Annotated in this window: 15 protein-coding genes; 5 read left to right on the forward strand and 10 right to left on the reverse strand. The window is 60.8% G+C overall.

All coding sequences use genetic code 11. The features are described from left to right. Positions 1 to 15 precede the first annotated feature (15 nt). The 3 genes from hydA to KX928_RS18525 form a co-directional block, all read right to left on the reverse strand. On the reverse strand, positions 16 to 1,476 hold the full coding sequence (gene hydA, locus KX928_RS18515; protein WP_219505672.1) for a dihydropyrimidinase: 1,461 nt from the start codon (positions 1,474 to 1,476) through the stop codon (positions 16 to 18). 84 nt (positions 1,477 to 1,560) lie between these two features. Continuing rightward, positions 1,561 to 1,884, reverse strand: coding sequence for a hypothetical protein (locus tag KX928_RS18520; RefSeq protein WP_219505674.1), 324 nt, complete (start codon positions 1,882 to 1,884; stop codon positions 1,561 to 1,563). Next, entirely contained in the window at positions 1,881 to 3,131 is a 1,251-nt protein-coding gene (locus tag KX928_RS18525; protein WP_219505676.1) for a Zn-dependent hydrolase, read from the reverse strand. Before KX928_RS18525 ends, KX928_RS18520 begins: the two co-directional genes overlap by 4 nt. A 185-nt stretch (positions 3,132 to 3,316) precedes the next feature. Between KX928_RS18525 and KX928_RS18530 the strand changes: the two genes are divergently transcribed. Both KX928_RS18530 and KX928_RS18535 read left to right on the forward strand, forming a co-directional pair. Next, positions 3,317 to 3,934 carry a TetR family transcriptional regulator C-terminal domain-containing protein gene (locus KX928_RS18530; RefSeq protein ID WP_373274811.1) on the forward strand — a complete coding sequence of 206 codons (618 nt, stop codon included), beginning with the start codon at positions 3,317 to 3,319 and terminating at the stop codon, positions 3,932 to 3,934. A gap of 117 nt (positions 3,935 to 4,051) precedes the next feature. Next, positions 4,052 to 4,519, forward strand: coding sequence for a hypothetical protein (locus KX928_RS18535; protein ID WP_219505679.1), 468 nt, complete (start codon positions 4,052 to 4,054; stop codon positions 4,517 to 4,519). 2 nt (positions 4,520 to 4,521) lie between these two features. Here KX928_RS18535 and preA read toward each other — a convergent pair whose 3' ends face one another. After that, positions 4,522 to 5,823, reverse strand: a complete 1,302-nt coding sequence (gene preA / locus KX928_RS18540; protein ID WP_219505681.1) for an NAD-dependent dihydropyrimidine dehydrogenase subunit PreA — start codon at positions 5,821 to 5,823, stop codon at positions 4,522 to 4,524. A 22-nt stretch (positions 5,824 to 5,845) separates the two neighbouring features. Beyond that, on the reverse strand, positions 5,846 to 7,177 hold the full coding sequence (locus KX928_RS18545) for an NAD(P)-dependent oxidoreductase (protein ID WP_219505683.1): 1,332 nt from the start codon (positions 7,175 to 7,177) through the stop codon (positions 5,846 to 5,848). A 322-nt stretch (positions 7,178 to 7,499) separates the two neighbouring features. Between KX928_RS18545 and KX928_RS18550 the strand changes: the two genes are divergently transcribed. Beyond that, positions 7,500 to 7,706: a cold-shock protein gene (locus KX928_RS18550; protein WP_159977586.1), complete on the forward strand. Its 207-nt coding sequence runs from the start codon at positions 7,500 to 7,502 to the stop codon at positions 7,704 to 7,706. A 55-nt stretch (positions 7,707 to 7,761) separates the two neighbouring features. Here KX928_RS18550 and KX928_RS18555 read toward each other — a convergent pair whose 3' ends face one another. Together KX928_RS18555 and KX928_RS18560 are read right to left on the reverse strand one after the other, a co-directional pair. Then, positions 7,762 to 8,379 (reverse strand): SOS response-associated peptidase, encoded by a 618-nt coding sequence (locus tag KX928_RS18555; protein ID WP_219505685.1) that lies wholly within the window; start codon positions 8,377 to 8,379, stop codon positions 7,762 to 7,764. Positions 8,380 to 8,385: 6 nt separating this feature from the next. Then, positions 8,386 to 9,021: an arylesterase gene (locus KX928_RS18560; protein ID WP_219505686.1), complete on the reverse strand. Its 636-nt coding sequence runs from the start codon at positions 9,019 to 9,021 to the stop codon at positions 8,386 to 8,388. 50 nt (positions 9,022 to 9,071) lie between these two features. Here KX928_RS18560 and KX928_RS18565 point away from each other — a divergent pair, with 50 nt between their 5' ends. Next, complete coding sequence (locus KX928_RS18565) at positions 9,072 to 9,761, forward strand: ABC transporter ATP-binding protein (RefSeq protein ID WP_219505688.1); 690 nt, start codon at positions 9,072 to 9,074, stop codon at positions 9,759 to 9,761. Next, the gene (locus KX928_RS18570; protein ID WP_219505696.1) at positions 9,758 to 12,286 is read left to right on the forward strand and encodes an ABC transporter permease; all 2,529 of its coding nucleotides are present in this window, start codon (positions 9,758 to 9,760) and stop codon (positions 12,284 to 12,286) included. Before KX928_RS18565 ends, KX928_RS18570 begins: the two co-directional genes overlap by 4 nt. 217 nt (positions 12,287 to 12,503) lie before the next feature. On the opposite strand, the gene gcvP is transcribed toward KX928_RS18570, so the two are convergent. The 3 genes from gcvP to gcvT all read right to left on the reverse strand — a co-directional run bounded on the left by gcvP (position 12,504) and on the right by gcvT (position 16,930). Then, complete coding sequence (gene gcvP, locus KX928_RS18575) at positions 12,504 to 15,347, reverse strand: aminomethyl-transferring glycine dehydrogenase (protein ID WP_219505698.1); 2,844 nt, start codon at positions 15,345 to 15,347, stop codon at positions 12,504 to 12,506. A gap of 80 nt (positions 15,348 to 15,427) precedes the next feature. Beyond that, entirely contained in the window at positions 15,428 to 15,787 is a 360-nt protein-coding gene (gene gcvH / locus KX928_RS18580) for a glycine cleavage system protein GcvH (RefSeq protein ID WP_219505700.1), read from the reverse strand. An 18-nt stretch (positions 15,788 to 15,805) separates the two neighbouring features. Then, positions 15,806 to 16,930 (reverse strand): glycine cleavage system aminomethyltransferase GcvT, encoded by a 1,125-nt coding sequence (gene gcvT / locus KX928_RS18585; protein ID WP_219505702.1) that lies wholly within the window; start codon positions 16,928 to 16,930, stop codon positions 15,806 to 15,808. Between the last annotated feature and the right edge of the window lie 111 nt (positions 16,931 to 17,041).

A 17,041-nucleotide genomic window follows, 5' to 3' on the forward strand; every position in this document is an offset into this window, starting at 1 on the left:
ACGATCATTTATATCCTAAATCCCTGCGGGAATGTTCAGCGGGTCGCGTTCGATCATCTTCGGCGCGGTCAGCGCTTTCCACTTGCTCAGAGCCTCAGACGCGGAAGAGAACGCAGGCCTTGGAATGAACCGGCCCCGGCCCGGGTTGGGCTGGCTGTTCTGGCCCCAGGCCCAGATGACTTCCCCCCGGTTCAGGGTGTACCGGCTCTGCGCTTTCACTTCGAACCCTTCAAACACATTATAGTCGAGCACCGAATGGTGGTTGGATGGCGAAATCGTCTTGGTGATCTTCGGATCCCATACCACGATATCCGCATCCGCGCCTTCGACAATGGCGCCCTTGCGCGGGTAGATGTTTAAAATCTTCGCCACATTGGTCGAGGTGGCGGCGACAAATTCATTGGGCGTCAGCCGACCCGTCTCCACCCCTTCAGTCCACAGAACGGCCAGGCGCTCCTCCAAGCCATTCGACCCGTTTGGAATAATCCGGAAATCATCGCGGCCCGCGCGCTTTTGCTCGGTGTTGAACGCGGCATGATCCGTGGCCACCACCTGCAGAGACCCCGCCTGCAGGCCCGCCCAGAGACTGTCCTGGTGATCCTTTGACCGGAACGGCGGCGACATCACCCGGCGCGCCGCATGGTCCCAGTCTTTGTTAAAATACTCGCTCTCATCCAGCGTCAGGAATTGAATAAGCGGCTCGCCGTAAACCCGCATCCCCTTCTGGCGCGCCCGGCGGATCGCCTCATGCGCCTGTTCGCAGGACACATGCACGATGTACAATGGTACGCCCGCCGCATCGGCGATGGTGATCGCCCTGTTGGCCGCTTCACCCTCGACCTCGGGTGGCCGCGAATAGGCATGCCCCTCGGGCCCGGTGATGCCTTCGTTGAAATACTTCTCCTGCAGGGCCGCAACCAGATCGCCGTTCTCCGCATGCACCATCGGCAGCGCGCCCAGCTCCGCACAGCGCTGGAAGGAGGCGAACATCTCGTCATCCTCCACCATCAACGCGCCCTTGTAAGCCATGAAATGCTTGAAGGAATTCACGCCCATCTCCACGGCGTCCTTCATCTCGTTGAAGACATTCTCATTCCAGCCCGTGATCGCCATGTGATAACCCACATCCGAACAGATCTGCGGCGCGGATTTGCGATGCCACTCGTTGATCGCGTTCTTGATCGAGCCGTCTTCACCGGGCAGGCAGAAATCGACAACCATGGTCGTACCGCCCGCCGCCGCCGCCCAGGTCCCGGACTCAAATGTTTCCGCCGCCGTGGTCCCCATGAACGGCATCTCCAGATGCGTATGCGGATCGATCCCGCCGGGGATCACATAGGCCCCTTCGGCGTCGATGTACTCGTCACCTGTCAGGTCCTCGCCGATCTCCTTGATGGTCTCGCCTTCGATCCGCACGTCTGCTTTCCATGTCCGGTCCGCCGTGCAGACCATGCCGCCCTTGATCACCTTGCTCATCTCATCTCTCCCATTCTGCCGACCAGCGGCTTCTTTGGTTCAAAAATATCCCGGGGGCGGCCGAAGGCCGGGGGCAGAGCCCCCTCAAACCGATCCAAAGCACCCCAGCGCCGATCCGTGCACCCCGATATCCAAAGGTCCGAAATCACTTTCCACACAGAGCGAGAAATACCCCGCAACCGGCATAAAAGTCACCCGGTAGTCACCATCGCCCCGCGTCACGCTCCAGCAATCCTGGGTCAGGCCGCCGGAAAAGTTCACCTGCACCGGCCGCGGCGGGCACAGCACTTCGCGCATCGCCTCCGCCGTCTTGCGCAGCATCGGGTCGGATCCGTTCAGGGCTTCCGCGAGCTCGGCTTTCACCAGCGCCGAAACGCGCTCTGCTATGGTCAGCTCGGGCGCAATCACCCGACGATCTCCGCCGTCTCCACAACCGCATGCAACAGCACATCCGCGCCCGCTGCGGCCCATTCCCTGGAGATTTCTTCCGCCTCGTTATGGCTGAGCCCATCCACGCAGGGGCACATGACCATCGCCGTCGGCGCCACGCGGTTGATCCAGCAGGCATCGTGCCCGGCGCCGGAAATCAGATCGCGATGCGAATACCCCAGCCGCTCCGCCGCGGACCGTACCGCTGTCACGCAGCCCTCGTCGAAGGCCACCGGATCGAACCCGCCGACCTTTTCAAAGGAAATCTCCAGCCCCATGTCATCTGCAATCCGTTGGCCCTCGCTGCGCAACCGCGCCTCCATATCCTCGATCACGCCCAGATCTGGTGAGCGGAAATCAACAGTGAAGACCACCTTGCCCGGGATCACGTTACGCGAGTTCGGATAGACATCGATATGGCCGGCCGCGCCGACCGCATGGGGTTTATGGCTCCACGCGATCTCGTCCACTTTCTCCAGCACCCGGGCCATCCCGAGGCCTGCGTTTTTGCGCATCGGCATCGGTGTTGATCCGGTGTGGCTGTCCTTGCCGAGGATCGTCACTTCGGTCCAGCTCAGCCCCTGCCCGTGGGTGACAACCCCGATATCCTTGCCTTCCGCCTCCAGAATGGGGCCCTGTTCGATGTGCAACTCGAAAAACGCATGCATCTTGCGCACGCCCACTTCTTCGTCCCCGCGCCAGCCAATCCGTTTCAACTCATCGCCGAATTTCTTACCTTCCGCATCCACCCGGTCGTACGCCCAATCCTGTGTATGGATACCTGCGAACACACCCGAAGACAGCATCGCGGGCGCGTACCGCGTCCCTTCTTCGTTGGTGAAATTCGTCACCACGATAGGATGTCTGGTCTTCACGCCCAGATCATTCAGCGTACGGATGATCTCAAGACCGCCAAGCACCCCCAGAACACCATCGTATTTTCCGCCCGTGGGCTGGGTATCCAGGTGTGAGCCCACGTATACCGGCAGAGCATCCGGGTCCGCGCCGTCACGATGCGCGAACATGTTGCCCATCTGGTCCAGCCCCATCGTACACCCGGCAGCCTCGCACCAGCTTTGAAAAAGGGCCCGGCCCTCCCCGTCTTCATCCGTTACGGTCTGCCGGTTGTTTCCGCCCGCGACGCCCGGGCCGATCTTCGCCATCTCCATGAGACTGTCCCACAGCCGGTCTGGATTGATCTTCAGGTTCTGTCCGGGCGCGGGCATGGCTAGGGTCCTTCCTGGCGGCAATTTTATTTTGACCAGTGGCAATTTTTACCATTTGGTAAAGACACGATTGCGATTAGGCTTGTTCAAGTCAAGACCTCCTTTCACCACCGTGTGACAGGATTCCGGACACCGCCTTGCCGGCGCTCAAAATTGCAGCGTCCTTCAACGAATTGGAAATGCCCTTGCCAGACGGTACCGACAAGAAGCCAAGCCGTATTCAACAACGCAACCGGAGCCGTATTCTGGAGGCCGCGCTGGAGGTGTTTTCCCAGCACGGATATCGCGGCGCAACGCTGGACCAGATCGCGGAGACGGCAGGCCTGAGCAAACCAAACATCCTCTATTACTTTGACGGAAAGGCAGAAATTCACGTCACATTGCTCAATCAACTGATGGAGACATGGCTCGATCCACTGGTTACCCTTGATCCTGAGGGTGATCCGCTGCAGGAGATCCTGGGCTATGTGCAGCGCAAGCTGGACATGGCCCGGGATCTGCCGCGCGAGAGTCGGCTGTTCGCCGGAGAGATCCTGCAGGGCGCCCCCCGCATGGCGCCGCACCTCGAAGCCGGATTGCAACCGCTGTTTGAAGAGAAATGCGCGGTGATTCAAAACTGGATGAATCTGGGTCATCTTGCGCAAGTCGACCCGCGCCATCTCATCTTTTCGATCTGGGCCACCACGCAGCATTATGCCGATTTTGCCGCACAGGTGCAGGTTCTGTTGCGTGACGAGCCCGACAGCCACGAAGGCGCGGCGGACTACCTGACGACGCTTTTTACACGGCTGCTCTCGCCTTAACGGCCCGTTAACCCAGTTTCCGATTTCTGCCGACGCTTAACCCCTCGTTAACATTTACTTTGCCTTAATGGTAGCGGGTGGCGGCTCTCAGATTGACGTTAATGATCGGAGCTTACCATGAGTGCAATATCGTTTATCGCCCCATACGCGCCGCAACCGGTCGCACCCTCACAAGGTGATCCGCAGGTCGCAGGGCTTCAGGCCAGTCAACCTCTTGCAAATACATCCTCCGGCAGTAACGCCGGGTCGACTTCTGACCATTCCGGTCAAGGTGCCGGAGATGGCACCGGAACCGGTGGTGCCCAACTGGCCACGTTGCTAAAGCGCGGTCGCGTCGCCATGTTGCCTGTCGAAGCATCCTCAAAATCCGTCATAGATGCGCAGACCCGGCCAACGATCGACTACCTGGCGCAGCAAGCGCAACTGCGCGCGGAATCCGCTGCGATCCAGGAAGCCCGTGCGGCCGCGCGCGCGCAGGAACGGGCGGAAGCAATGGCGCAGGCCGCTGCTGACGCGGCCAAACCTGAATACGACCTGCCGAACCCGCTGCCGACAGCGCCTATTCTGGAACGCGATGACGCCTGACGTTACTCGGCCGCTTTGGCGGCCGGGTTATTGGGATGAGTTGTCCAGTTCGCGTACTCAGGCTCCACCACCTTGCCGGTACGCGGGTCGACCATGCCGGGCGTCATCGCCTCCATAGTGATACAGTCTTCCACCGGGCAGACGTTGACGCAGAGGTTACACGCGACGCATTCATCATCGATCACGGTAAAGGCGCGGTCCTCTGACATGGCAATCGCCTGATGCGACGTGTCTTCGCAGGCGGCAAAACAGCGCCCGCAGGAAATGCACAGGTCCTGGTTAATCTTGGCCTTGGCCACGTAGTTCAGGTTGAGGTGCTGCCAGTCGGTCACGTTCGGCACAGCGCGTCCGACGATCTGATCGACCGAGGTCAGCCCCTTGCTGTCCATGTAGTCGCTCAGGCCGGAAATCATCTCCTGCACGATCTTGAACCCGTAGGTCATCGCAGCGGTGCAGACCTGAACGTTACCCGCGCCCAGTGCCATGAACTCTGCCGCATCCCGCCATGTGGTGATGCCACCAATGCCGGAGATCGGGATTTGTCCCAGATCGGGGGTGCGGGCGATCTCCGCCACCATGTTCAGAGCGATCGGTTTTACGGCAGGGCCACAATACCCCCCGTGCGCACCCTTGCCATCGATGGTCGGTTCCGGCGCGAAGAGGTCGAGATCGACAGAGGTGATCGAGTTGATCGTGTTGATCAGCGACACCGCATCGGCGCCGCCTTTCAGCGCCGCTTCGGCGGGTTTGCGGATGTCCGTGATGTTCGGTGTCAGCTTCACGATCACCGGCATGCGCGTATTAGCTTTCACCCAGCGTGTGACCATTTCAATGTATTCCGGCACCTGGCCCACGGCCGATCCCATACCGCGCTCAGACATTCCGTGTGGGCAGCCGAAATTCAGTTCAACCCCATCCGCACCCGTCTCTTCGACCTTGGGCAGGATGAACTTCCACGGCTCCTCCTCGCAGGGCACCATCAGCGAGACGATCATCGCCCGGTCCGGATAGTCGCGCTTGACCACCTTGATCTCGTCCAGGTTTGTCTGAAGCGGACGGTCGGTGATCAATTCGATGTTGTTCAGCCCCAGCAACCGCCGGTCAGCGCCGTAGATTGCCCCGTAACGGGGGCCATTTACGTTGACCACATGCGGGTCCAGCCCGAGTGTTTTCCAGACCACGCCGCCCCAGCCTGCATCAAAGGCGCGGCGTACGTTGTATTCCTTGTCCGTCGGTGGCGCCGAGGCCAGCCAGAACGGGTTCGGGCTTTTGATGCCCACGAAATCGCTTGTCAAATCAGCCATTGGGTTCCTCCGTCGGATAGGCTCAGGCCGTGGCGCCTGTCAGCGCCTGATGAATATCCATCGCAGCATCGCGCCCCTCTGCCACTGCCGTGACCGTCAGATCGTCGCCGCCTGAGGCACAATCGCCCCCGGCCCAGACATGCTCCAGCGATGTGCGTCCGGCACCCGAGACCTTTATCTTGCGACCGTCCAGCGCAGGCAGTTCCTCGCCGACAAGCGTTTGTCCAATCGCCTTGAAAACCTGATCAGCCGCAAGACGCAGCGTATCACCTGTGGGCGTCATGTCATCCCTGACGTAATCGAATTCGATCTCGCGCACCGCGCCATTGCCGATCACTGCGCTGGGCACCGCATGGGTGACGATCCGGACCCCCCTGGACGCCGCCAGATCCTGTTCGAAGACGCTTGCGTTCATGCGGTCCCGACCACGGCGGTAGACCAGCGTAACGTTCAGAGCGCCCAGCAACTTTGCCTGGACTGCCGCGTCTATCGCCGTCATGCCGCCGCCGATCACAACGACATCACGGCCGACGGGAACTTGCGCAACATCGCTGGCCTGCCGCAAGTCGGCAATGAAGTCGACGGCATCCAGCACACCGGACTTGTCCGCGCCCGAGACATCCATCGCGTTCACGCCGCCAAGCCCGATGCCCAGAAACACCGCGTCATGGTCCTTGCGCAACTGGGCCAGCGAAACCCCCGAACCAAGCGCCACGTCTGTCCTGATCTCGATCCCGCCGATTTGCAGCAGCCAGTCGACTTCGGATTGCGCATACCCATCGACGGTCTTGTACGTGGCAATCCCGTATTCGTTCAGCCCGCCCGCTTTCGGCCGCGCGTCATAGACGACAACGTCGTGGCCCAACATCGCAAGGCGGTGTGCGCAGCTCAGGCCCGCAGGTCCCGCCCCCACCACGGCCACAGTTTTACCCGTGGCCGCAGCTCGGGAGAAAGGATGTATCCCCTGTTCCTGCAGATGATCTGTCGCGTAGCGTTGCAATTGCCCGATGAGCACCGGTTTGCCTTCTGCCGCTTCCCTGACGCAGGCCTCTTCACAAAGCTGCTCGGTCGGGCAGACACGGGCGCACATACCACCCATGATATTCTGGCTGAGAATCGTCTTTGCGGCCGCATCCGGTGTCCCGGTTGCGATCTGACGAATGAAGAGCGGGATGTCGATGTCCGTCGGGCAGGCGGTGATGCAAGGCGCATCGTGACAAAAGTAGCACCGGTCCGCCGCCACCAAAGCCTCGTGGGCATCCAGGCGCGGATGCAGATCGGAAAACTGCGCGGCGTAGTCGTCACCGTCCAATCGTGCAGGCACGACACCGGGAGTAAATGCATTGCTGGACATGGTTTTCCCCATTCTGGCTCGCTCACATTAAAAAGGCTCTCACGGATTCATTTTTTTATCAACTGGTAAAATTTACATCTGCACGAAGAAGTTTTCATGTGCTCAATATCGATAAAATACACGGCTGGCGGGAATTTGCCGATGTGAGCGATCCCGCGCGCGTCATCAGAAATTCACTTGCTTTTCAACGGGACCCGCTCATTATCAGGGCCGCGACGCGACGAACTATCGACCACTGCTCCTTACGGCCAGTCACTCGATCTGCTTTCGACCGAGCCAAGCTGCCGCATTCCGCGGGCAGCATTTTATAGGAGACACGGGAATGGCCACAGGCACCGTGAAATGGTTTAACACAACCAAAGGCTACGGCTTTATCGCCCCTGATGGCGGCGGCAAGGACATCTTTGTACATATCTCTGCGGTGGAACGCGCGGGCCTGACAGGGCTGGCGGACAACCAGAAAGTCACATTCGATGTAGAGGCCGGCCGGGATGGTCGCGAGAGCGCGGGGAACCTCGCTCTGGCCTGATCATCCGGTCATGACGCTTTGCAAACGGGCGCTCTGGTGCCCGTTTTTTGTGACCTCAGGGTCCGTTCCAATCCACGTCGACAGCTTTTTCGACCTGCAACCGACCAGCGGGCCATGATCTGAGCAGCGGCGTTACCGCTTGCTGCACGCCACTGAGCCACAGCCCGATATCATCCTTCTCCAGAATCACGCCCATCCGGTGATGGATGTCCACAACATCTGCCGATGGCGCGCAGGTCAGAGTTGCTATCTGGTCCACCTCGATACCGCCGGGTCCGCGCCAGCAGTCCGTTATGGCCGCGAATAACAGCAAGCCGCCCGACTTCGGCGTGATCGCCCAGGCCGTCTTGCGGCGTTTCTCCCCCGTCCACTCGTACCAGCCGTTCACAGGAACCACCGCCCGACCGGTGCCCCGGAAGACAGACTTGTCAAAAACCGTTTCGCTGCGGGCATTGATCAGGGTCTTCATAACCGGGCGTCCCCGCGCATCGACCCGGCCCACGGGAATGATACCCCAGCGCATCCTGCACAATCCGGTATCCGTCAGCACGACAAGCTCCTGACCGGGCGCGATGTTCCGGCGCGCAGGTTCATCCGCAACGGGGCCCACGCCCTGATCCAATGCGCGCGCCACATCAACAATCGGAGAGGTCAGGAAGAATCGCCCCGGCATTCCATTCTACTCCTCTGCCCGCTCGATCAGCGCCAGAACCTCCGGACCCAGCGCCGCTACAATCTTGGCCACCCCGCCCGCATTCGGATGGATACCATCTGGCTGCATGTCGGCACGGACAGATGCAGGATCGCCTCCGTCCGCGTCCAGCCCGGCGAAGAAACTCGGTGCAAAGAGTGTACCATACTCCCAGGCGAGATCCGGATACATCGCGTCAAAGGCCTCCTTGTATTCAGGTCCGTAGTTGCCCGGGGCCTGCATCCCGACCAGTAAAACGTCAACCTGCGCAGCATCGGCGGCTTTCAAAATACCATCGAGGTTGGCGCGGCTCACCGACGGGTCGATCCCGCGCAGCAGGTCGTTCCCCCCAAGCGCAACGATCAAGGCATCCACCTCTGGCGTCAGCGTCCATGCCACGCGGCTCAACCCGCCTGCCGTTGTATCTCCGGAGACGCCCGCATTGATCACCTGCACTTCTGCACCGCGGCTGTCCAGCCATGCCTGTAACTGCGGCACGAACCCCTGTTCAGCAACCAGCCCGAAGCCTTGTGTCAGACTGTCGCCAAGCGCCGCGATCACCACCTCGTCGGCCTGCAGCATCGCAGGCCAGAGAAAGGGAATTCCCATCAGAACCTTGTGCATCTTGATCCAGCCTCCATATGCCCACGTATACCGCAAAAGGTGTTTCGCGCATGACCAGCCCAGTGTTCTCTCTTAATGATGCGGCTTTGTCACTGGATGGCAATGCCGGACGTGTGGATATCCTGCACGGCATCTCGCTTGAGGTTCACAAGGGCGAGAGCCTCGGTCTCGTTGGCCCGTCCGGCTCGGGCAAATCATCCTTGCTGATGCTCATGGGCGGGTTGGAGCGCGCGACCGGCGGCACGGTGATGGCGCTTGGCCACGACCTGACCCATATGTCCGAGGATGCGCTGGCCCGGTTCAGGCGCGCGCATATGGGCGTGGTTTTTCAATCGTTTCACCTCATCCCCACGATGACCGCGCTTGAAAACGTCGCTACCCCGCTGGAACTGGCCGGGGACCGCGATGCCTTTGGCAAGGCCGAGGCCGAGCTTGCAGAGGTCGGGTTGGCGCACCGCAAGGATCACTATCCCTCGCAGATGTCAGGTGGCGAGCAGCAGCGCGTGGCCTTGGCGCGGGCCTCAGCCCCACGCCCAGATATCCTGCTGGCCGATGAACCGACAGGTAATCTGGACGGGGCCAATGGTGCCGCGATCATCGATCTGCTTTTCGGTCTGCGCGATCGCCACGGCGCCACGCTGGTGCTGGTCACCCATTCGCAATCACTTGCCGCGCGCTGCGACCGCGTGGTCCGGCTTGCCGATGGCCGCGTTGCGCCCGAACAGCGGGCCGCGGAATGAGCCTGAAGCTCGCGGCCACCTTTGCACGCCGCGAATTGCGTGGTGGCCTGCGCGGGTTTCGCATCTTCCTTGCCTGCCTCGCACTTGGAGTCGCCGCCATCGCCGCCGTTGGGTCCGTTCGATCAAGCATCGAAGCCGGGCTGGCGCGTGAAGGGGCGGCACTGCTGGGTGGCGACGCGGAAATGGATTTCACCTATCGCTTCGCAACCAAGCAAGAGAAGGCATGGATGGAAAGCACCGCCACGGCGGTTTCCGAAATCGTCGATTTCCGGTCAATGGCGGTGGTTGGCTCCGGCGATCAGGTCGAGCGCGGCCTGACTCAGATCAAGGCGATTGACGACGCATACCCGCTGGTCGGGCGCGTCGAACTGATCCCCGATATCCCGCTTGCGCAGGCGCTGGCAGATCGTGGCGGCGTGCCGGGTGCGGTTATGGAACGCGTGCTGATGGACCGTCTTGGTCTTTCAGTGGGAGATATCTTTCGCCTTGGCACCCAGGAATTTCGCTTGGCTGCCATTCTCGCGCAAGAACCTGACAGCGCCGCGGGCGGCTTCGCGCTTGGGCCGCGCACCCTCGTGCGCACCCCGAGCCTTGAGAACTCCGCACTGCTGGCGCCGGGCACGTTGTTCTCCACCAAGTACCGCATGATTTTCCCCGCAAATGCCGATCTGGCCGGGTTGGAGGCCGCCGCCCGTGTACGCTTTGAAAACGCCGGCCTGCGCTGGACCGATGCGCGCAACGGGGCGCCAGGCGTCTCTGAATTCGTGGATCGCCTCGGGGCATTCCTGGTGCTTGTCGGATTATCGGGCCTTGCGGTAGGCGGTGTAGGCGTCTCGTCAGCCGTGCGCGCCTATCTCACAGGTAAAACCAGCGTCATCGCGACACTGCGCACCCTCGGGGCGGATCGCGCGACGATCTTTCAAACCTACTTCCTGCAAATTGGCGTCCTGTCGCTCTTCGGGGTCGGTCTCGGCGTCGCGTTGGCTGGGCTCCTGCCCCTGCTTTTCGCACCCATCATCGAAACCCGGCTGCCCATACCGGCGGTCTTTGCACTTTATCCCATCCCCCTCCTCGAGGCCGCGATATACGGGATACTCACCGCCTTTCTCTTCACCCTCTGGCCCCTCGCCAGGGCCGAGGAAATCCGGGCAGCCACACTTTTTCGGGACGCGCTGACCAAGGGGCGCACCCTGCCCGCGCCGCGCTATCTGGTCGTCACCTTGGCCACCCTGACCCTGCTGTTGGCGCTGGCCGGATGGTTTTCCGGCACATGGTGGCTCACCCTCTGGACGGCGGGCGGCATCACCGGTGCCTTGGTTCTGCTGAGTGGCGCGGCAGTCTGCATCAAGGCCATTTCCCGGCGTGGCATGGGCCTTGCGCGCGGTCACCCGAAGCTGAGATGGGCCTTGGCCGCAATCTCTGGTCCGCGTGAAGGTGCCATTTCCGTCGTGTTGTCATTGGGGCTGGGGCTCTCCGTTCTCGCCGCCGTCGGGCAAATCGACGGGAACCTGCGGAACGCCATTACCGGCAACCTGCCTGACGTTGCCCCGTCGTATTTCTTCGTGGACATCCAGAAGGACCAGATCGACGGTTATACGGCCCGTCTGAACAACGACCCTGCGGTGAAACGCGTCCAGTCCGCGCCGATGCTCCGCGGAATCATCACCCGGATCAACGACCAACCCGCGCGCGACATCGCGGGCGATCACTGGGTGCTACAGGGCGACCGAGGCATCACCTACGCCGCCGCGATGCCAAAAGATACCCGCCTGATCGCAGGCGACTGGTGGGGTGAGGACTACAGTGGCCCGCCTCTTATCAGTTTTGCAGCAGAAGAGGCCGAAGAAATGGGCCTGAAGATCGGTGACAGCCTGACGGTCAACGTTCTGGGCCGGGATATCACGGGGACCATCGCTAATTTTCGCGAAGTGGACTTCTCCACAGCCGGCATCGGTTTCATCCTGTCAATGAACCCATCAGCACTTGCAGGCGCCCCGCACTCCTTCATCTCTACCGTCCACGCAGACGCATCCGCCGAAGCTGCCATCCTGCGCGATCTGGCAGACAAATATCCAAACATCACCGCTGTCCGTGTGCGCGACGCGATTGATCGCGTGGCGGGTATCCTGAGCGGCCTTGCGGCAGCGACATCCTATGGCGCAGCGGCAACGTTGCTCACAGGTTTCCTGGTGCTGATCGGCGCCGCCGCTGCCGGAACTGACGCGCGCGTATATGAAGCGGCGGTACTCAAAACCCTTGGCGCCTCCCGCCGCAGTATCCTGATCAGCTTCGCACTGCGCTCAGCACTTCTGGGGCTGTGTGCTGGTATTGTCGCGCTGGCGGCAGGAATTGCCGGAGGCTGGGCGGTCAGCGCGTTTATCATGGATACCGATTATACCGTAGTCTGGCCTTCCGCCTTACTGATCGTTGTCGGGGGAACCGTAACCACGCTTCTGGCGGGCCTCGCGTTCGCGTGGACACCGATCAACACCCAGCCCGCACGCATTCTTCGGTCGCGAGAATAGAGTTTTACGCCTCCGGCGGGGATATTTGGAAACCAGAGAAAGGAAGAGCCGCACGTGGCGGCCCTTCATGAAAAAGCGATTTGCTTCTCCGGTTACGGTCATCGGCGTCCCCGCCTGTACCGCGCTTCCACCTTCGCCTGCGACAGGTTAACAAATCGTTGCCTCTCTGGTTCAAAAGTATCCCGGGGGAGTCCCGAAGGGACGGGGGCAGAGCCCCCTATTCCGCGGCCTCAGCATAGTCTTCCATGGGCGGGCAGGTGCACACCAAATGCCGGTCACCATAAACATTGTCGACACGATTTACCGGAGGCCAATACTTGTCCACCCGAAAAGCGCCGGGCGGAAAGCATCCCTGTTCCCGACTATAAGGCCGTTGCCAGTCGCTCACCAAGTCTTCAACCGTGTGCGGCGCGTTCTTGAGCGGATTGTTTTCGGCGTCGATATCACCAGCTTCGATCTGGGCGATTTCCGCACGAATGGCCAGCATCGCATCGCAAAACCGGTCCAGTTCCGCCTTGGTCTCGCTTTCGGTCGGTTCCACCATTAGTGTCCCTGCCACAGGCCAGCTCATTGTCGGCGCATGAAAACCGCAATCAATCAGCCGCTTGGCAATATCTTCAACTGAAATTTTCGCTGTCTCGTCAAATGGTCGCACATCGATGATGCACTCATGCGCAACCCGCCCGGTCGGACCCTTGTACAGAACATCAAAAGCACCTTCGAGCCTTTTGGCAATGTAGTTGGCGTTCAATATCGCCACCCGCGTTGCCTGGGTCAGGCCATTTCCCCCCATCATCAGGCAGTAGGCCCAACTGATCGGCAGCAGCGACGGCGACCCGAATGGCGCGGCGGAGACAGCGCCATCACCGCCATTGGGTGCACCGGGTAGATAGGGCGCAAGATGGGCTTTTACCCCGATCGGGCCCATTCCCGGTCCACCACCGCCGTGCGGGATACAGAACGTCTTGTGCAGGTTCAGGTGACTGACATCTCCGCCCAGATCCCCCGGCCGGCTCAATCCGACCATCGCGTTCATATTGGCGCCATCGATATAGACCTGTCCGCCATGGGTGTGGGTGATCTTTGTCACCTCGGTCGCCGTTTCCTCGAAAACACCATGGGTAGAAGGGTATGTGATCATACAGGCAGCGAGGTGATCGCCCGCAGCCTCTGCCTTGCCCCTGAAATCCTCAAGATCAATGTCGCCATTAACTGCAGACTTCACCGCAACGACCTTCCACCCGACCATTTGAGCTGATGCCGGGTTGGTCCCGTGCGCACTCATCGGAATAAGGCAGATATTACGATGCCCCTGATTGTTCGCACGATGATATCCGGCAATTGTCAAAAGCCCGGCATATTCCCCCTGCGCGCCAGAATTTGGCTGCATCGAGATCGCATCATATCCGGTAATGTCGCAGAGCTTTGCGCTCAGATCGTCGATCATATCCCGGTAGCCCAAGGCCTGATCGGCAGGGGCGTAAGGGTGGATCAGGGAAAACTCCCGCCAACTCACCGGCATCATCTCGGCGGCCGAATTCAGCTTCATCGTGCACGACCCAAGCGGGATCATCGCACGATCCAACGCGAGGTCACGGTCCGCAAGGCGCCGCATGTAGCGCATCATCTCGGTTTCCGCCCGGTTCATGTGAAAAATCGGGTGCGTCAGATAGTCGGACGTGCGCAGCATCTCTTCCGGAAAGCGATAGTCGGGTTTGAAATCCTTATCCTCGCGGACGATACCGAAAGCCCGCCAAACCGCCTCCAGCGTTGCCGGTTTGCAGCGTTCGTCCAGCGTGATCCCCACGCGGGCCTCTCCAACCCGGCGCAGGTTTATGCCCTCGTCAACTGCGGATTTCAGCACCGCGGATTGCAGCGGCCCGACATCGACGGTGATGGTGTCGAAACACGCCCTTGGATCCACCTTGAAGCCTGCCGCTTCCAACCCCTTGGCCAACCGCACCGTCTTGCGGTGAATACGTTGCGCGATCGCTTTGAGACCTTCCGGCCCATGAAACACAGCATACATGGACGCCATGACCGCCAGCAGCGCCTGCGCGGTACAAACATTCGAGGTCGCTTTTTCGCGCCGGATATGCTGCTCCCGGGTTTGCAGGCTCAACCGGTAGGCACGATTGCCGTGACTGTCGACGGAAACGCCGACAATCCGGCCGGGCATGGCGCGTTTATAGGCATTCTTGCAGGACATGTAAGCCGCATGCGGGCCGCCGTAGCCTTCAGGCACGCCGAAGCGTTGCGTGGACCCCACCGCAATGTCCGCGCCCATCGCGCCGGGTTCTTTCAGCAAGGTCAGCGCCAATGGATCCGCCGAGATAACACCGATCGCCCCGTGCTCATGCAGAGCCGTGATATGGTCTGTGAAATCATGCACATGGCCATAGGTACCGGGGTACTGGAAAATCGCCCCAAACACGGCGCTCGCCTCCATTTTCGCAGGATTTCCAACGATGATTTCGATCCCAAGAGGCGCGGCCCGCGTTTTCATCACCGCGATGTTCTGCGGGTGGCAATCACGGTCGACAAAAAAGGCTTTCGCCTTGGATTTCGCCACCCTCTGCGCCATCGTCATCGCTTCTGCACAGGCCGTGGCTTCGTCCAGCAAGGATGCATTTGCGATCTCAAGCCCGGTCAGGTCACTGACCATCGTCTGAAAATTCAGCAGCGCCTCCAGCCGCCCTTGCGATATCTCGGGCTGGTAGGGGGTGTAGGCGGTATACCACGCAGGGTTCTCCAGGATATTCCGCTGGATGGCCGGCGGCGTGACCGTGCCGTGGTATCCCTGCCCGATCAAAGAAGTCAGAACCCTGTTTTTGGCACCGGTCTTGCGCATGTGTTCCAGCACTTCCCGCTCGGACATCGCGCGCCCGAAATCAAGCGGTTCCTTCTGGCGAATGGCACGCGGCAGCGTATCGTCGATCAGCACCTCCAGACTTTCCGCTCCCACGACTTTGAGCATCTCAGCCATCTCCGAAGGTGATGGGCCTATGTGACGCCGATTGGCGAAATCATACGGCAAATACTCTGTCGGCTTGTACACCATGGTCTGCTTCCTCTCCCGGAACCCGGTTTCTCTGGTTCAAAAATATCCCCGCCGGAGGCTCCGACGGGTGCCGCCGGGCGTCAGGCGATAAACTTCTGGTACCCGGCTTCATCCATGAATTCGTCCATTTGGCTTGTGTCGCTGACGGTCATCTTGAAAAACCACGCCTCGCCCTGCGGGTCATCGTTCACCATGCCGGGATTGTCCGTCAGCGCGCTGTTCACTTCGACGATCTCGCCATCGACAGGCGCCAGAATGTCGCTTGCGGCTTTTACGGATTCGATGACAACCACCTCATCATCCTTGCTCACGGTTGTGCCTTCTTCGGGCAGTTCCACAAATACCACGTCCCCCAGTTGCTCCGCGGCATGGGTGGTGATGCCCACCACCATCGTGCCATCTTCTTCGCGCAACCACTCGTGCTCTTCAGTGAATTTCATTGTGTCTTCTCCTGTTGGTTATCTCTTGAATTTTGCGGGCACGAACGGCAGCCTTACCACCTCGACCGGCATCCGCTTGCCACGCAGGTCTCCGTAAAGCTGCGTGCCCTGCTCGGCATGGCGCGCGGCGACGTAACCCATGGCAACCGGCCCCCCTACCGTGGGTCCGAAGCCGCCGGAGGTTACCGCGCCGATCAGGGCACCTCCCTCAGCGGCATCGTGAATGGTCACCCCTGCACGCATGGGCGCGCGGCCCTCCGGTTTCAGTCCGACGCGCCGCTGGCCCGGCCCTTCCGAGAGCGCTTCCAGAACGGCCGCAGCGCCGGGGAACCCGCCTTCACGTTCTCCGCCGCTGCGCCGCACTTTCTGGATCGCCCAGTTGAGACCGGCGGCCACCGGGTTGGTCGTGGCATCGATATCATTTCCATAGAGGCAAAGGCCCGCCTCCAACCGCAGCGAATCCCGTGCGCCCAGCCCGATGGGGGCGACACCGTCCTGCGCCAGCAATATCCGCGCCAAGGCCTCTGCCTCATCTGCCGGCACCGAAATCTCGTAGCCGTCCTCGCCGGTATAGCCGGAGCGGGACGCCCAAACTGGGTGACCATCAAGGACGAGGTCGGCCACGTCCATGAAGCGCATTTCCGCGGCTCGCACATCCAGTGCGGCAAGCGCGTTCTCGGCAGCCGGACCCTGCACGGCGATCAGCGCCCGATCGGTGATTTCCGTTACAGTCAGCTCCTTGGGCAGCTTGGCCTGCATCCGGGCGATGTCTGTCTTTTTACAGGCCGCATTCACAACAACAAAGAGCGCGTCGCCGCGGCGGGCGAACATCAGGTCGTCCTCGATCCCACCGGCATCGTTGGTGAACAACCCGTACCGTTGCCGTCCATCCTGCAACCCCAGCACATCCATCGGCACAAGGCTCTCAAAACCGAGGGCCACGGCGTCCCATGACGGGCCGGACAGGATCACCTGCCCCATGTGGCTGACGTCAAACAATCCCGCGTGGGATCGCGTGTGCAAATGTTCCTTCAGCACCCCCATCGGGTATTGAACCGGCATGGCATAACCCGCAAAGGGCACCATTTTCGCGCCCAGTTCCTCATGCAATGCAAAAAGCGGTGTTTTCAGCAAATCACTCATCCGGCCTCTCCCCTGCGCCGGTCATCGTGTGACTAACCACCGGCATCTGACACGTGCAAATGCACGCCCTGATGCCCCCTCTGTCTTTTCGCCTGAGATCGTTATCCCTTC

It is taken from the genome of Roseobacter insulae, assembly GCF_019375555.1.
In the GTDB taxonomy this organism is placed as follows: Bacteria; Pseudomonadota; Alphaproteobacteria; order Rhodobacterales; family Rhodobacteraceae; genus Roseobacter; species Roseobacter insulae.

Bases quoted from the DNA above. Each gene is read 5' to 3' on its own strand.
- hydA (WP_219505672.1), bottom strand. From the start codon at position 1,476: ATGAGCAAGGTGATCAAGGGCGGCATGGTCTGCACGGCGGACCGGACA.
- KX928_RS18525 (WP_219505676.1), bottom strand. From the start codon at position 3,131: ATGCCCGCGCCCGGACAGAACCTGAAGATCAATCCAGACCGGCTGTGG.
- KX928_RS18535 (WP_219505679.1), top strand. From the start codon at position 4,052: ATGAGTGCAATATCGTTTATCGCCCCATACGCGCCGCAACCGGTCGCA.
- preA (WP_219505681.1), bottom strand. From the start codon at position 5,823: ATGGCTGATTTGACAAGCGATTTCGTGGGCATCAAAAGCCCGAACCCG.
- KX928_RS18545 (WP_219505683.1), bottom strand. From the start codon at position 7,177: ATGTCCAGCAATGCATTTACTCCCGGTGTCGTGCCTGCACGATTGGAC.
- KX928_RS18550 (WP_159977586.1), top strand. From the start codon at position 7,500: ATGGCCACAGGCACCGTGAAATGGTTTAACACAACCAAAGGCTACGGC.
- KX928_RS18555 (WP_219505685.1), bottom strand. From the start codon at position 8,379: ATGCCGGGGCGATTCTTCCTGACCTCTCCGATTGTTGATGTGGCGCGC.
- KX928_RS18560 (WP_219505686.1), bottom strand. From the start codon at position 9,021: ATGCACAAGGTTCTGATGGGAATTCCCTTTCTCTGGCCTGCGATGCTG.
- KX928_RS18565 (WP_219505688.1), top strand. From the start codon at position 9,072: ATGACCAGCCCAGTGTTCTCTCTTAATGATGCGGCTTTGTCACTGGAT.
- KX928_RS18570 (WP_219505696.1), top strand. From the start codon at position 9,758: ATGAGCCTGAAGCTCGCGGCCACCTTTGCACGCCGCGAATTGCGTGGT.
- gcvP (WP_219505698.1), bottom strand. From the start codon at position 15,347: ATGGTGTACAAGCCGACAGAGTATTTGCCGTATGATTTCGCCAATCGG.
- gcvH (WP_219505700.1), bottom strand. From the start codon at position 15,787: ATGAAATTCACTGAAGAGCACGAGTGGTTGCGCGAAGAAGATGGCACG.
- gcvT (WP_219505702.1), bottom strand. From the start codon at position 16,930: ATGAGTGATTTGCTGAAAACACCGCTTTTTGCATTGCATGAGGAACTG.